Here is a 17119-nt window from a genome sequence, read left to right as displayed (position 1 = left end):
CATGATTATTACACAGACACCGTTTCGTATGTCTTTCTTCGGAGGTGGTACAGATTTCCCTGATTTCTACCGGGAGCATGGCGGAGCCGTGATTTCTACTACTTTCGATAAATATTGTTATGTAAATGTACGGCATCTTCCGCGCTTTTTTGATTACAGTACGGAATTGTCCTATGCCAGAACGGAACGTGTAAAACGTGTAGAAGATATAGAACATCCGGCTATTCGTGAAGCAATGAAACATCTGGATATGCATGAGATTCGACTTACATACGAAGCAGATCTCCCGGCAAGATCCGGTCTGGGAACCAGCAGTTCTTTTGCAGTAGGTATGCTGAATGCTTTTTATGCTTTAAAAGGTAAATATGCGGATAAACGAAAGCTGGCCGATGACGCTATTTTTCTGGAGCGTGTTCTTTGTAATGAAAGCGGTGGCGTACAGGATCAGATTGCCGCGTCCTTTGGCGGCATGAATCGGATCAATTTTAATGCAGAAGGCTATACCGTGAACCCGGTGATCATATCACCGGAGAGAAAGAAGCTGCTGAATCGCAACCTGATGTTGTTTTTCACCGGATTCTCCCGTTTCTCTTCGGATATCCAGGTTGCTGCGGAGAAAAATCTGAAGAGTAAGCAGAACCAGTTGCTTGAGATGTTAAGTCTGGTGGATGATGCGGAGAAGATCCTTACTTCGAAGACGGATTTGGAAGAGTTTGGCCGTTTATTGGATTACACCTGGCAGTTGAAACGTGGAATTACCGATAAAGTGTCTACGGATTCCATAGATGCGGTATATTCCAGAGCACTTCAGGCAGGAGCTACCGGCGGAAAATTGTTAGGTGCAGGTGGCGGCGGATTTCTGCTGTTCTATGTAGATCCCGATAAACAGGAAAATGTGCGAAAAGCACTGGAAAATCTGCTGTATGTTCCGTTTGAATTCGAAAACGGGGGAACCCGGGTTATTCATTATACCCCGGAAAGCTATGAACCTGTAAATGCTTAGGGCTGGAGGCACATATGAAAGTTGTAATCATGGCAGGAGGAAAGGGAACCAGAATCGCATCTGTCAATTCGGATGTCCCTAAGCCTATGATTCCTATTGATGGGAAACCTATTCTGGAATATCAGATCAATGCTCTTGCAGCACAGGGCTATTGTGAAATCATTTTAATTATCGGACATTTGGGCCATGTGATTCGTGATTATTTCGAAGATGGCTCTAAGTGGAATGTACAGATTAGCTATATAGAAGAAAACACACCGTTGGGAACTGCGGGAGCACTTTTCTATTTGAAGGAACAAATAAAGGATGATTTTTTGTTGTTGAACGGAGACATCATTTTTGATGTTGATATCCGACGCTTCCTGGCATATCACAAAGCGCAGGGAACTATGGCTACCATACTGACTCATCCGAACAGTCATCCATATGACAGTGGAATCATTGTGGCCGACAATGACGGCAGGGCAACGAACTGGCTTCATAAGGAAGATCCCAGATTGTGGTATCGCAATCGCGTAAACGCAGGATTGCACATGCTTTCTCCCAGAATTTTTTCGTTTTTTTCTGATTTACAGAAGAAGGATTTGGACAGAGACATCTTGAAGCCACTGATTATACAGCGCGAGCTCAGTGTCTATGATTCTCCGGAATATATCAAAGATATGGGGACTCCGGACCGGTACTATTCTGTAATCGAGGATATTCACAGTGGAAAAGTCGCTGCGAAAAATCTGGCACGGAAGCAAAAAGCGATTTTCCTTGACAGGGACGGCACGATTAATAAATATGTAGGTTTCCTCACAAATATTGATGAATTTGAATTGCTAGACGGTGTTGCGGAGGCAATCCGGCAGATCAATGAAAGCGGATACCTGGCAATTGTAGCCAGCAACCAGCCGGTGATCGCCCGGGGAGAAGTCAGTCCGGAAGAACTTCAGGAGATTCATAATAAGATGGAAACGCTGCTGGGTCAGAAGGGAGCTTATCTGGATGCAATCTTCTACTGCCCTCATCATCCACACAAAGGATATGAAGGAGAAAGACCGGAATACAAGATTGAATGTGAGTGCCGTAAGCCCAAGCCCGGAATGCTGTTAGCTGCCGCTGAAAAATACAACATTGATCTGACACAATCCTGGATGATCGGTGACAGTGACAATGATATCGAAGCGGGTCAGGCTGCCGGATGTAGAGTTATTAAGGTGAATACGAATTCATCAGAACTAAGTTCCGCTGTCAAAATGATTTTGAATCAATGATACAGAAGGAGATGCAATAGAAAATGCTTGCAGAAAATATCAAGAAATACGCAGATGAGTTGATTACAAGATATCCTGTTCTGGCGGGAAGCTTTGAGGATATTTTAAAAGCATATGAAACCTTGGAGCAATCCTATGCTGCCGGTGGAAAGCTTCTGATCGCCGGAAACGGAGGAAGCTGCTCTGATGCAAACCATATCGTAGGCGAATTAATGAAAGGATTCTGCTCCAGAAGACCGCTGTCAGAGGAAATGAAAAAGAAGCTGATTGAAATTGATCGCGAGCAGGGGGCAGACCTCTCGGAAAAATTGCAGGAAGCACTTCCTACCATTGCCTTGGATAATCATAATGCATTGAATACAGCTTTTCTGAATGATGTAGACGGATATATGACCTATGCCCAGCAGGTGAATGGCTATGCGGAAGCAGGGGATGTGTTCCTGGGAATCTCTACATCCGGGAACTCCAAAAACATTCTGTATGCGGCAATCACTGCAAAAGCGAAAGGCGCTAAAGTGATTGGATTGACGGGATGCACCGGCGGAAAATTGTTGGACATGGCAGATGTATGTATCCGGGTAGACGAAACAGAGACCTATAAGATTCAGGAATTGCACCTGCCGGTTTATCATTGTTTGTGTTTAATGCTGGAAGAGAGGTTTTTTGGTCTTTGAATTTTTGAGTGCTCTATTGTGCAGAGGATAACGGAATGAGAGAAAATATTTCCCCCCAAAAAATTGGTAATTCTTTTTTTGTATTTTTCTTATTATATATACTGACAATTATTGGAACAGAATGGATTAATTTTATTTTATATTTTTGTGGAGTTGAGATAAATGTAGGTATCGCAGAAGGCATATCATTAATTATATGTTTGGTTGTCTTTTGGATGAATAGAAAGAAAGTTGAAATATCGCCAGTGACTTTGGATTATCAAAAGCTAATCGGAATTTTTATTATTGCTGTTTTTGGATTCATCATGGCAGTATATCCGGATCAGTCTTTTGATACCTTTAATTATCATCTTATTGCGCAAAATCCCCATTTCGAAAATTATTTTACTGATGATTATGGATATGGAAATTTTCAAGTATGGGGATTTAGATTATCGGATCGTCTATTTTATTATTTTAGATGGTTGTTGGGTTATCGATTAGGAACATTATTAAATCCTATAGTACTGATTATTTCTTTTATTGAACTATATGAATTGATAGATTTTTTCTTTCAAAAAGCAGTGATAGACAAAGAAAAATTTATATATAAAGTGGTATGTAACAGAACAATATGGGCATTGGCAATTTTATTACCACTGGATGCAATGTTTATGTGTGGAACGTATTATGTGGATATTGTTGCCGTACCGATAGCAATAGAGATTTTATATCAACTACTTGCTTATGATAAAAATCAATCAACGTTGGACGTTGCATATTTTGCAATATTAAATGGCGCATGGGTAGGATTAAAACTGACTAATATTATATATGTAATTCCTTGTGTACTTATATATTTATTTTTTCATATTAAAGAGCTAAGAATAAAAGATTGGTTTTGTGCTGTCTTGGGAGGAATATATCCTTTCGGAATGTATCTGATATTTAACTATGTGTGTACAGGAAATCCGGTATTTCCCTATTACAATTCAATATTTAAATCAGTATATTTTTCGGCTAATAATTTTAAAGATGTTAGATGGGGTGGAACTAATTTATTAGAAAAAATTTTTTGGATTGTATATGCAGCGTTTAGACCATCTTATAGGCAAAGTGAGATATTTGATTTTGCTCCAGGTACATTAATAGTGGGCTTGGTTGGTACTGCTATTATAACGATTTTATTAGGTATTAATTTTTTAAGGGAAAAAAAGACTCAAGTCTCTACAGAATATATTATATTACTTTCATTGGCGATTAGTTCATCAATATTATGGGCAGTTACTACAGGATACAGTAGATATTTTATATTTGGAAAAATTTTGTGGGGAATATTGGCATTTATTTTTGTGTTATTTATGGTGAAAAGGTATCGCAATGCTATAGGGTATGTGCTTTCAATGGCTGCGTTCATAGGAATTGTTGTTTGTTTTACTATAAATATTTATTCTGCTGCATTAGGAAGAAACTGGTCATGGTCAGGAGTCTCATGGAGAACATTTTGCCAGCAGATCAGAAATGTATTCAGCGACAATGATATAAAGACTGACTATGGAATAGATGCAGATGCATATATATTAACAGACAATTCTACTATGGGGGTTGCGGAACTTATTGATGATTCATGTTATATGATAAATATAAACTATCCTAACAAAGAGGGTATTGATCCAAAGGACTATTATATTGATAAAATAAATAACGCAGATACTATTTATGATATTCATAAGAGAGATATTGCAGATATAGAGGAATATGTTCAGCAGTTAAACAATAATAAACTGTACGTCAATTCATTTAAAACAGTTGAGGTTGGGGCTGGTATATATGAACTTGTTATGGTTGATGCTGAGAGTGAAAATGGCAATTCTGTGTGGATATCTGCGCAAAAAGTATTGAGTTTAAAACCTTGTGAAGAGTCTGGGAAATATACTTTGTCATTTATATCTGGTCGCTATTATGACTGGGAAGATTCACCACAGGTGAAAATCAAAGTATTTAAATCAGATGGTGTGACAGAAACATTGATTAATGAAATAAAAGTGGATAATAATGACATTGATAACTTCGAACTAATGTGCTATTTAGACAAAGGAGATTTGATTATTATGAAAGCAGTTGATCAAGACGGAAATGAAATTGCCGATGAAGAGATAAATAAAGTCTTTGTTTTGAACACTGTGTTGGAGAAAAGGGATAGTGATTAAAATGGGGATAATAATTGATAAAAGGATAAAAAATGTTATAGCTTTTCTTATTACTTTTTTAGAAACGATATACATTTGTAATTTGATTCAACTATCTGAGAAAGAATTATTTTGGATTATATTTTTAGGGGGAGTGATTGTTAATTCTAAAATTTGTTTAGAAATAAAGAATGGGAAAAAACTTTACAGTTTATTGGCTCTTGCAATTTCGATATATATTTCTTTCGCTTTTTATAAATAAGTCCGGATGGTTTTCTTACATTAAAGAATCTGCTTATTTCTATATGTGGTGTTCCTTTTATTTGGATTATTCTTATATATATATTAAATAAGTTGAATGCATGCGAAACAAGAAATAATATCGGATTTTATAAAAGAGAAAAAATAAAGAAAAGCAAATGGATATTAATATCAATATTCATATTTGTGTGTTGGTTACCAGTATTGGTGATTAATTATCCAGGGATTATCATATCCGATTATACATGGCAATATTTTCAGGCGTTGGGTCAAAGTGAAATGACAAATCATCATCCGGTTATTCATACAATGATAATTCGTTTTTCACAATGGCTGAGTGGTGTTGTTTGTGGACAGATTTCTGCAGAAACGGCTGTTTTGATAAACAGTATTTTACAAATGATTATACTGTCGGGAATTATTGGATATGTTTTGAAGCAAATAGCCGAGCAAGCAGTGATGTGTTCAAGATATGTAAAAAGAATTTTGATTATAAGCGGATTATGGTATGTATTATTTCCAATGAATTCATTATTTAGCATATATATGACAAAGGATATAATTTTTTCCGCATGTTGCTTCCTATGGAGTTTTTTGCTTTACAGAGATATTAAGGAGTATGATGGCAATATAAAAAAGGACAATGATGGCAGGATAAAATCAATAATAGCAGAATCTGTCATAGCTGTACTTATTATATGTTTTAGAAGTAATGGTTTTATCATAGTGGTTGGAACACTCATTTTGGCAATTATATATAAAAGGAAATTGAAAAAGCTACATATTATATTAGGAATTGCTTTAACAGCTTGGATTATACAAATACCAATTTTAAATGCAGCTAAGATTCCTCAAACAGAATTGGTTGAAGCACTTGGCATACCAATTAATCAAGTAGCTAATGTAGTTAACCATAATGAAAGTCTGACTGAGCAAGAAAAAACCTTAATAGAAAATGTCATGTCTCTTGATACAATAAAAGAAACATACAATGTAAGATATTCGGATCCTTTAAAATTCAATTCAAAATTTAATGGAAGCGTGATAGAGGAAAATAAGGTCGAATATTTGAAACTATGGGTAGGCTTATTTGTTAAATATCCTAAAGATTATCTTGAGGCAAGCTTAAATTTAACTATTGGATATTGGTATCCAGGGGTCGACAAAGGCTGTATTAGTTATAATTATGATACGAGAACACAATTCTTTGATCAGCTTGGAATAGAACATTATTCTGTCAATACATTATATAAACATTTTTTAACTGCAGATGTTCGTCAGAATATATTTGAATCTGCTTTTTGGAGTCCGGGTTTGGCAGTAATGTTTTTGCTTATATTGTTACTATTATGTGTTGGACAGGAATTTTATAACTTGATATTCATGTTTTTACCAGCGATATTGGGATGGGTCTCTTTACTAATAGCGGCACCATCTTATTGTGAAACAAGATATGTTTATTTTGTATTTTTAATTTTACCAGTAATAATTGTATGTATGTTAATAGAAAAGGAGCAAAATTATGGACAAGATTGCAGTTTTGATACCATGTTATAATGAAAGCAAAACAATTGATAAGGTTGTAAGAGATTTTAAAAAGGCATTACCAGAAGCAACTATTTATGTATATGATAATAATTCGAAAGATGGTACGGATAAAATTGCAAAAAATGCGGGAGCAATTGTTAGATATGAGCATCAACAGGGAAAGGGAAATGTTATCAGAAGAATGTTTTCAGAAATTGATGCAGAATGTTATTTAATGGTTGATGGAGATGATACATATCCGGCAGAAGCAGCTTCGCAAATGGTGGATAAGATTCTGAATGATAAAGCAGATATGATAGTTGGCGATAGACTTTCATCTACCTATTTCGAAGAAAACAAACGTCCATTTCACAATTTTGGAAATTCTATAGTCCGGTGGAGCATTAATACATTATTTAAAAATGATATCAAGGATATTATGACTGGATATAGAGCTTTTAGTTATAGATTTGTAAAGACATTTCCGGTTTTATCAAAAGGATTTGAAATTGAAACAGAAATGAGCATTCATGCTGTTGATAAAAATATGTTTGTTGAGAACGTGATTATTGATTATCGAGATAGGCCAGAAGGATCAGAATCTAAACTAAATACATATTCTGATGGTATTAAAGTTCTGATGACTATTATGCGTTTGTTTAGAACTTACAGACCGGGAGGATTCTTTGGAGTAATTGCTAGTATTCTGGCTTTAATAGCCATAATCTTCTTTGTACCTATTCTTATCACATATTCCAGAACCGGATTAGTACCGCAACTCCCAACTTTGATTGTATGTGGTTTTGTCATGATTGCAGCGATTCAGTCGTTATTTGCAGGGTTGGTGTTGAAAACAATATATCAAAAGAATAGACAGGATTTTGAAATGGAATTATATCGGGTTACATCGGAAATGCAATTAAAAAGTGTAACAGATATGGGTAAAAAGTCGTAAAATTCATATAATTGCTAGGAAAAGCAATGAGAGGATAATAATGAAGAAGAAAATAGCATTCATTTTTTTTACATGTATCATGATTGTCAGTCAGAACATATACGCTTTGGCTGCAGGAATTGACTATGATGGCAATAATATTACGTTTGTAGAAGCAAATGAAAATACTAGTAGTGAAACTGAGGAGACTAATTCGATAAATATTGACGCCTTAGAGGGTATAGATTTTTTCAAGGAAGAAGGCCGGGAAAGCCAAAATATTGAAGACGGGGGATATGTACAAATACTATTTATAGCTATAAGGAGACAGCGTCATCTAATGGACTTACTTTTTCCGTGGAATGGAATGACCCTGTGTTAGGACAAGCTACTACATTCCATGTTTCTGCAACCGGCGGAAGTGGTACCTATTTATTCAGAATGGATGCCCCCAGTTATTCCAATCCCGATGAATGGGCCTTTGAATCAGTGGCTGATCCGAGCCGTGGAGAATGGATAAATTATACAGATTCCTGCAGCTCTTACGATTATAATTTTACAATGACTGCATCTGGTACTTATAATTTCAAATTTTATATCATGGATAAGACAGCAGGCGTCTACTATCTCCGAGTTAATACAAATATTCAAGTGACGGATGAAAAATATCCAAGTGTTAATAGTATAGTTCATTCAGCTGTTTCACAGTGCAATGCTCAAACAGATGGATCTGATTATCAAAAGGCATTATGGCTGCATGATTGGCTCCTGGATCAGCTAGAATATGATAATTCATTGAAATGGTCCTCGTCAGAAAGTGCATTAACGCGAGGTTTAGGTACTTGTCAGGCATACGAAAGCGCCTATTCAAAGCTGCTAACTGCTGCAGGTATTGAAAATAGCGAAACAAGGGATACCTATGATGGCCATACGTGGAATGCAATGAAACTTGATGGACAATGGTATCAGGTGGATTGTACATGGGATGATTCTAATGACAATTGGTACAATTTTGATCAAAGACATTTGTATTTTGGTCTGACAGATGAATTGATGGCTATAGCGCATCCGGGACATGCCAATATTTATACTGCAGATGGATATGCTACCCGCTCTACAGATTTAGCAGATAATTATTTTGTGAAAAGTGGAGATGCTGAAAATTGGGCAGAAACTTATAAAGATAGAATACAAACCCACTTAGATGCAATGGAAACAGAATTTGTGATTGATACAGATAATGCAAGCTATCCGTCAAGTATTTCTGGAATTCAAAATGGGATTATTGCGTATGCTTTAAATCAAAAGGTATGGGAAACTGCAAACCAGAATGTATTATTGCACGTAACAGGTGAGCCAAAGAGCTTTTTATTTGTGGTAACGTATTCTAAAATAGATCAAAAAGATGATGATATATCTGAACTTGATAAACTGGCCGCAGAGAATATCGGAGCAATAAAGGACGGGAGGTATGTTATCAAGTCCGCAATTAACCATAAATTCAGATTAGATGTAAGCGGAGGCTCATCAGAAAACGAGGCTAATGTACAGATATATTCAGAAAATGGCTCGAAAGCCCAGAGCTGGATAATCAGTCATGATGAAAAGGGATATGTGATTATTGCGAACGAAGGAAGCGGAAAAGTCCTTAATGTAAGGGGTGGAGGTACCGCAAATGGAACAAATATACATCAATACAGTTTTAACCAGACCTCCGCTCAAAAATGGATTGCCGTGAAACAATCAGATGGAAGTTTTGAACTCATATCAGCATTAGACCAGAATATGTGCATAGATTTAAGTGGTGCACAGACAGAAAATGGTTCCAATGTTCAGTTGTATGAATCAAATGGAACCAAGGCACAAAGGTGGGTGATAGAAAAAGAACTAACAATAGATAATATCGCACAGGACCATAGAAATGATATAGATGATGGTACATATGTTATCAAGTCCGCAATTAACCATAAATTCCGATTAGATGTAAGTGGTGGCTCGTCAGAAAATGAGGCAAATGTACAGATATACTCAGAGAATGGCTCGAAAGCCCAGAACTGGATAATCAGTCATGATGAAAAGGGATATGTGATTATTGCGAACGAAGGAAGCGGAAAAGTCCTTGATGTAAGGGGTGGAGATACCGCAAATGGAACAAATATACATCAATACAGTTTTAACCAGACCTCTGCTCAAAAATGGATTGCCGTGAAACAATCAGATGGAAGTTTCGAACTCATATCAGCGTTAGACCAGAATATGTGCATAGATTTAAGTGGTGCACAGACAGAAAATGGTTCCAATGTTCAGTTGTATGAATCAAATGGAACCAAGGCACAAAGGTGGGTGATAGAAAAAGAACTAACAATAGATAATATCGCACAGGACCATAGAAATGATATAGATGATGGTACATATGTTATCAAGTCCGCAATTAACCATAAATTCCGATTAGATGTAAGTGGAGGCTCATCAGAAAATGAGGCTAATGTACAGATATATTCAGAGAATGGCTCGAAAGCCCAGAGTTGGATAATCAGTCATGATGAAAAGGGATATGTGATTATTGCGAACGAAGGAAGCGGAAAAGTCCTTGATGTAAGTGGTGGAGGTACCGCGAATGGAACCAATATACATCAATACAGTTTTAACCAGACCTCTGCTCAAAAATGGATTGCCGTGAAACAATCAGATGGAAGTTTCGAATTCATATCAGCATTAGACCAGAATATGTGCATAGATTTAAGTGGTGCACAGGCGGAAAATGGTTCCAATGTTCAGTTGTATGAATCAAATGGAACCAAGGCACAAAGGTGGTATATATCTGATTGATTTTTAAGAATTTTGGAACTTATAGATCAAAAGACTTTGAAATATAAAAAATAAGGATTAATGATATAGTGAAATCGTTTATAGCTGTTATACTGGAAAAAATATGAGAGGGTTATGGTTATATGGAAACTAAAAAGGAAAGAGACTATGCATGTGATTTGATAAGAATACTGGCTACATATATTGTTGTGGCAACTCATGTAAAGTTAGGATTTTGGGAAGATGATCATATAATCAGTACAAGATTATTCTTTGCATGTTTATTTGGTGATGGCGTTTCTATATTTTTTATTCTTTCAGGTTTTTTTATGTTTAATGGCACTACTTTTGGGAATAGGTTTAAAAAATGCGTTTTATCTATTGTGTTGCCAGCGTTTTTAGTAGCTATTGTGACACAAATTATTTATCCATGGATTTCTTCTAGTTCATTATGGGGAGGGATAACATTTTACATTCCTTGGAATGAAATAAACGTTTCAATATTACAACAAAACGCAGGGAATCTTCAGGGGTGCTTTCATTTTTGGTATATTTTTGCCTATATAAAATGGATATTATTTTATCCTTTGTTGAAATGGATTTGTCAGGAAGGAAAAGAACAGAACTTATGTAGGCGGTTGCTTATTATTTTACAGCTTATTTCAGTTCTCGTTAGCAATGCAAAACTATTGTATAATATTTCACTAAACACTTATTCTTTTTTTGATACATCCATTCTTTTGGGAATAATAGGTTTTGAGATAAGCTGCAAAAGAAATTCAATAAAAGGTAATTTGGTTATTCGTTTTGTGAGTTTGCTTACATTTATAGCCATTAATTTTGCTCGGTTAGTAGCACAGGAAAATTTATATTTTATTGATACAAATAATAGCACTTATTTAAATTGGGATAGCATATTCGGAATTCTATGTGCAACGGCAGCGTTTTGTTTTCTTTATTCATGGAATTTTGATAATATCAGTATAAGAACGAAGAAAATGATAAAATTCATAAGTGATAGAACATTTATCATTTATCTGTTCCATGTAATTGTCTATTTCAAGTGCAGTTCAATGGGACTTCAGGGTAAATTTATTCAACTGTGTTCTCAGAGATTAAACATTATTGGCGATACAATTTATAGTGTGTTGTATCCGTTATTTATTTTTGTAATCACTTTTGTAATTTCAATGTTAGTAAGTTTATTTATTAAAATGATAAAGAGTAAATTTAGATTAATTAGGATTTAAATACGAATTCAAGAAAAGTGTGAAAGGATAACGACAATAGTGATGGCACAGGAAGATATATTTGACAAGATTATGCATTTGCCGGGATTAAGGAAGACTGAAAGATTCTATAAAAAGAACAAAGAGGTGCTTTTATATTTGTTCTTTGGAGGGCTTGCATTTTTGGTGAGCATCGGCACATATGTATTGTTTAATGTATCCTGGGGGATGAATGAGTTAATAGCCAATATTTTTTCCTGGATTATTACAGTACTGTTTGCTTTTTTTACGAATAGAATATGGGTATTCCAATCAAGAACGAATGGCACAGGAGAATTTGTGAAGCAACTGTTTTTATTTTATGCAGGTAGAGTAATAACATTGATGGTAGAAGAGGTAATATTGTTAGTATTTATCACCTGGCTTGGCTTCTCTAGCGTATTTGTGAAAGTAATAGCCCAAGTAGTAGTAATTGTGTTGAATTATGTGATTAGTAAAATACTGATATTTAAACCGAAAAAGTTTAGTTGATTTCTTTCGAAGAATGCACATTATTCAATAAGGAACAATAATATAATAACTCCCCGTTCGTATATTTATGCCATAATAGTAATCACCAATGATTATAAATATTATAATACAAAAGGAGATGCTATTATGGCTACACTTGACCACTGGATAACTAATTATCTGAATGACTGTCGTTATCGAAAACACTTGGATGTTAAAACCCTACGGGCATATCGTTCTGACTTGAATGAGTTCACTACGTATATAGTGGATCAGGATGTCGATTTTCTGGATAAACATTCTATTTCCGCTTATGTGAACGATTTGCACAAAAACAAATCTCCTCGTACCGTCAAACGTAAAATTGCCAGTCTGCATGCTTTCTATCGTTATCTTGTCTATGAAGAACTGGTGGAATCGGATCCGTTCTACCGGTTGGATCTGACTTTCCGGCTTCCGTCACAGCTTCCCCGTTATATTCCGACTCATATGTTGAGAGATTTCTATGTTACACTATATGGAAATAACTCTGAGCGTCAGTCTGCTTTTAAGAAAAAATGCGCTTTGCGTGATATAGCGGTGATGGAGCTGTTGATTGCTTCGGGACTACGAATATCGGAACTCTATGAGCTTACTACCGATGCGGTGAATCTGGCAGAAAATGAAATCCGTATCCGCGGTAAGGGTAACAAGGAACGCATTATTCAGCTGACGGAACCTGTCACAATATCTGCATTAAATGAATATTTCAAGTCTTTTTCACAGGAGATTCAGGACACCGGCTTCTTTTTTATTAATAACTGCGGACGGCGCCTGACGGATCAGTCCGTTCGCAACATGATCAACCGGATTGCCGGAGAGGCATCGATTCCTCTTCATCTTACCCCACACATGTTCAGACATTCCTTTGCTACTTTTCTGGTGAATCAGGATGTGGACATTCGCTGCATTCAGGAGTTATTAGGGCACAGCTCTATAAAGACCACGGAAATATACACCCACGTGAACCTTGCTAAGCAAAAAGAGATTCTGGTAAATAAAAATCCCCGCAAGATGATATACTAGCATATGCATTAATAGAATAAGAAAAACCAAATGAAAAATGCAACTGTTCTTTCATAATAATATAGAGAAGTATATTAGGGATGTGAGAAGGAAGTGAGTTATGCAGGCAATGGGTAAAAGAACGGTAAGAAGAAACAAAGTAGTGTGGCAGGATGCCGTGATAGCAATATTGTTTGGAACTATTATTGTGGCAGGCATTCTCTGTGTTGCCCGGACGATATGGTCAGGGTATCACTTTTTGGACGATCATGAGTTGATTCGCATGGAACAGAGTTTTTCACAGGGGATGTCGCTGCATGATCTCTTAAGGGCATGGATAAAAAACGATATGAACCAGCGATTCCGCCCTCTTTATTGGATCGAAAGAGTGACAGGTAGTTACTTGATGGGAAGCAACCTGATGCTATGGAACATATGGACAGCTGTAAAGGGGATTTTAGCATTTGCTCTGTTATATCTGAGTGCCAGATATGTAAAAGCAGGCAGAACGGTAAGCCTTATTTTCCCCATGGTAATTATGTTGGGAACGCAGTTTACTCCCTGGTATCGTAGTGCCAACCAGGAGAGTACCGGATTATTACTATGCGCAGCGATACTTTGCCTGATAGCGGCACAATATGCTCATGGCAGGTATACAAGCCCGGTATATAATATCCCTATTGTTATTCTGGTTATCTTATCCGGATTTGCAAAAGAAAGCTTTACTTTGTTTATGCCGGTGTTCCCGATGTTGAAGCTTTGGCTGGAATACTGGGATGGATGCGATGAAACCTGGCTGGGAACACGTAGAAAAGGGCGACTGCTCCGGTTGGTTAAGGAGAATCTGGCGGTATATCTTTGTATTCTGGCAGCATTTCTGATTAATATTTATATGATTTTGTTTCGTGTAGGAGTTGATCGGATCAGTTATGCCGGTTTTCATCAGGATACCGGTCTGAACCAATATTTGCATGGAATCAGTGACAGCCTGTTTGTGAATATGAAATGGAACACTGTGATAGCAGGACAGCTGATTTTTATGATACTTTTATGCTATCAGTTAGTAGAAAAATACAATATATGGAGATATGTGAGTCTATGTATAATTTTGTTTTGTACCATGGGAATACAACTGGTGGCTCACGCAAAAAGTGAAATGTGGGGCAGATATTTGTTCCCGTATATTATTGCCTATGCACTGCTGTTTGTGCTGCTGGGAAATTATATTTTCAGAAAAGACAGGTTTCGAAACAGCATTTATCAGGCTGTATTGCTGGTATTGTTGATTCTGACAGTGCCGGGAGCGGTGAGAGAAGCAAGAGATTATGCGAAGGATGGTGAGTGGATCCGGGAATATTTTCAATGTATTCTGGATAACGCGGGAGAGACAGATCGGATTGTGGGTGCTTTCGGAGATGAGGAGTTAGATCTGGCAACGGAATGCTGGTTGGAAGTTCATGACAGATCTCAGGCATATTCCAATGTGAACGGTGAATGGAAAAATACAGTCCAGTTAACAGATGCTTTAACAGGTGAGTGTTCATGGGAAGATGTGAAAGTGGTGACTTGTTACAGCTATGCGCAGGTCTATGTATTGTCGCTGATGGACGGTGTAACAGAGAATGATTTTGATTTCTACACATTTGGAAATTACATGGTCATGGTAAAAAAGTGATTTACGGACAGATATATTGCGAATGACTCCGTGAATCGAAAAAGATTACGAAAGAAGTACAAAATGAGTAATAGCATAATTTATTTTATACTGCCTTGCTATAATGAAGAGGAAGCAATTGCTACAACAGCAGGTAAGCTTGGAGAGAAAATAGAGCAACTGATCAGGAAAGAGAAAATAGACAGGAAGAGTTGCATGGTCTTTGTGGATGATGGATCTACAGACGGGACATGGGAAATCATTACAAGGCTACATAAAGAAAGGCCGGATCGTATAAAGGGAATCAGCTTTTCTGCAAACAGAGGGCATCAGATAGCGGTATTGGCAGGATATCATTATGCTTGTGACAAGTGTGATGCAGCTATTTCACTGGATGCAGATTTGCAGCATGACATTGAAGCGATAGATGAATTTATCGAGAAGTTTGAGACTGGCAATCAGATTGTGTATGGAGTCAGGACTACTCGTAAGACAGATGGTTTTTTCAAGAAGTGGTCAGCAGGTTTCTTTTATCAACTTATGACGAAGCTTGGGTGCATGACGATACCTAATCATGCGGACTATAGATTGGTATCCAACACGGTGATGAGGGAGCTGCGCAAGTATAGAGAGCAAAGCATTTTTTTGCGTGGCATTTTTCCGTCTATGGGGTTTCGACATGATTATGTGCATTTTGAGGTACATGAAAGAGTGGCGGGAAAATCAAAATATAATCTATCTAAAATGCTTCGATTAGCGACGGATGGAATTACGGCATTTAGCAGTAAACCGTTAGATGTTTTCTGGGTGGAGGCGGTTGTTCTGTTTCTCTTTGCCATAGTTTTTGGTATATTGGCGGCAATCTTCCGGACTGAAACCATGATCATTGCATTTTGGGGATTTTTATTTACGGACATTATTGTGTTTAATCTGGCAATCATGGCATTGTATATAGGTAAGATTAATTTCGAGGTAAAACAGCGACCGCAGTATATTGTAAAAGAGATACTGGATACGGATGATTGAAGCCTGATATCCCTAAAACTTAAGTGCGACAAAATTGCAAAGGAAAGTCATCAGTGATTTTGGATTTGTGTCAGGAATACAGGCGCTTTCGTATAAGTACCGGGACAGTTCCGGAAAAATCCTGTCATAGGCTTTCCGCAGAGGCTTGATTGGATGCGGTTTTTCATGAACAGAATAAAGATGCCCTTCAATTTCTATGGAGGGAATAAAGCCGAACAGAAAGAGCAGGAGGAGACGATCGTTTCCTTCTGTTTTTTGTATATAATTTCGGACGGTAGTGTAGGTACTGAGATCAGCGATACCCTGCCATACGGAGTCTGTTGATTGTGAGATATTCGGTTTCGAAATATCGATAGGGTATTGATCAAGACGTACCATGTCCTGCATGAGATAGTAGTCACGATAACGCATCATGGATTTTGTGGTAATAGGAGTCTTGCCATAATTTTTATTGTAGAGAGCCGTTAACAGATGAATATCTTCGTTGCCAGAGAGGTCGTTCTCTTTTAAAATCGTAGCATAGCGGGTTACCATTAGGTTCTCATGCTGCGTGAAGCCGTGGGCATCTGCAATATAAAGAGTGAAGGTGTGCTGCAGGGGACGAGACAAAGCAGTTGTCAATTTTCCAAGCTTGGAATCATATGTTTGGATGACTTCACAAAAGGTAATAAAACATGTTTGTAGGATGTCCTCAAAGTCAATATAAGAACTTGTAGAAAAATATTGTCTGCATTGTTTGACAATAAATGACTGATAATTATTCCACAAATAGGTGAGGATAGATTTTGATTCTTCGCAAGGGGCAGAGAAGGAATTATATTTTTTAATCAGTTCTGTTTCAGAAATGTTGATATAGGGATTCGGCTTCATGCAGTAAGGTATCTCCTTGACAATATTATTGCGATATTCTTTAAAATATGATAATATGAATTCTATCAGATGCTATGGAAAATTACAATATATAATTATTATGAAAGAAATTATTAGAGATGAATTATAGATGTTACAAAATCAGAGTAGTT

14 protein-coding genes are annotated in these 17119 nt (G+C 36.8%); 13 read left to right on the top strand and 1 reads right to left on the bottom strand.

The genetic code is table 11. The annotated features are described in order from the left end of the window. Position 1: 1 nt before the first annotated feature. The 13 genes from OCV96_RS03505 to OCV96_RS03445 all read left to right on the top strand — a co-directional run bounded on the left by OCV96_RS03505 (position 2) and on the right by OCV96_RS03445 (position 16097). The gene (locus OCV96_RS03505) at positions 2-1003 is read left to right on the top strand and encodes a GHMP family kinase ATP-binding protein (protein WP_262593529.1); all 1002 of its coding nucleotides are present in this window, start codon (positions 2-4) and stop codon (positions 1001-1003) included. Positions 1004-1017: 14 nt separating this feature from the next. Then, positions 1018-2262, top strand: a complete 1245-nt coding sequence (locus OCV96_RS03500; RefSeq protein WP_262593528.1) for an HAD-IIIA family hydrolase — start codon at positions 1018-1020, stop codon at positions 2260-2262. A gap of 23 nt (positions 2263-2285) precedes the next feature. Then, positions 2286-2936, top strand: coding sequence for a D-sedoheptulose-7-phosphate isomerase (locus OCV96_RS03495; RefSeq protein WP_262593527.1), 651 nt, complete (start codon positions 2286-2288; stop codon positions 2934-2936). A gap of 35 nt (positions 2937-2971) precedes the next feature. Then, positions 2972-5125 carry a hypothetical protein gene (locus OCV96_RS03490; RefSeq protein WP_262593526.1) on the top strand — a complete coding sequence of 718 codons (2154 nt, stop codon included), beginning with the start codon at positions 2972-2974 and terminating at the stop codon, positions 5123-5125. Between the two features lie 519 nt (positions 5126-5644). Next, positions 5645-6922 (top strand): DUF6020 family protein, encoded by a 1278-nt coding sequence (locus tag OCV96_RS03485; RefSeq protein WP_262593524.1) that lies wholly within the window; start codon positions 5645-5647, stop codon positions 6920-6922. Then, positions 6888-7847, top strand: a complete 960-nt coding sequence (locus tag OCV96_RS03480; RefSeq protein WP_262593523.1) for a glycosyltransferase family 2 protein — start codon at positions 6888-6890, stop codon at positions 7845-7847. Before OCV96_RS03485 ends, OCV96_RS03480 begins: the two co-directional genes overlap by 35 nt. A 40-nt stretch (positions 7848-7887) precedes the next feature. Then, positions 7888-8208 (top strand): hypothetical protein, encoded by a 321-nt coding sequence (locus tag OCV96_RS03475; RefSeq protein WP_262593522.1) that lies wholly within the window; start codon positions 7888-7890, stop codon positions 8206-8208. Continuing rightward, positions 8202-10655: an RICIN domain-containing protein gene (locus OCV96_RS03470; RefSeq protein WP_262593521.1), complete on the top strand. Its 2454-nt coding sequence runs from the start codon at positions 8202-8204 to the stop codon at positions 10653-10655. The genes OCV96_RS03475 and OCV96_RS03470 overlap by 7 nt, the downstream gene beginning before the upstream one ends. A 122-nt stretch (positions 10656-10777) precedes the next feature. Then, entirely contained in the window at positions 10778-11884 is a 1107-nt protein-coding gene (locus OCV96_RS03465; RefSeq protein WP_262593520.1) for an acyltransferase, read from the top strand. A gap of 42 nt (positions 11885-11926) precedes the next feature. Continuing rightward, entirely contained in the window at positions 11927-12394 is a 468-nt protein-coding gene (locus OCV96_RS03460; protein WP_330672116.1) for a GtrA family protein, read from the top strand. Positions 12395-12520: 126 nt separating this feature from the next. Further along, a complete protein-coding gene (locus OCV96_RS03455) occupies positions 12521-13438 on the top strand; it encodes a tyrosine-type recombinase/integrase (protein ID WP_262593519.1) in 918 nt (305 codons plus the stop codon). Between the two features lie 100 nt (positions 13439-13538). Next, positions 13539-15092 carry a hypothetical protein gene (locus OCV96_RS03450; RefSeq protein ID WP_262593518.1) on the top strand — a complete coding sequence of 518 codons (1554 nt, stop codon included), beginning with the start codon at positions 13539-13541 and terminating at the stop codon, positions 15090-15092. A 30-nt stretch (positions 15093-15122) separates the two neighbouring features. Then, complete coding sequence (locus OCV96_RS03445) at positions 15123-16097, top strand: glycosyltransferase family 2 protein (protein WP_262593517.1); 975 nt, start codon at positions 15123-15125, stop codon at positions 16095-16097. A 12-nt stretch (positions 16098-16109) separates the two neighbouring features. Here the strand turns inward: OCV96_RS03445 and OCV96_RS03440 are convergent, their stop codons facing one another. Further along, a complete protein-coding gene (locus OCV96_RS03440; protein WP_262593516.1) occupies positions 16110-16967 on the bottom strand; it encodes a hypothetical protein in 858 nt (285 codons plus the stop codon). Between the last annotated feature and the right edge of the window lie 152 nt (positions 16968-17119).

The organism is Waltera acetigignens (assembly GCF_025567015.1).
Taxonomy (GTDB): domain Bacteria; phylum Bacillota; class Clostridia; order Lachnospirales; family Lachnospiraceae; genus Acetatifactor; species Acetatifactor acetigignens.
The sequence above is the reverse complement of the archived record's forward strand: the minus strand, read 5'-3'. Positions and strand labels throughout refer to the sequence as shown.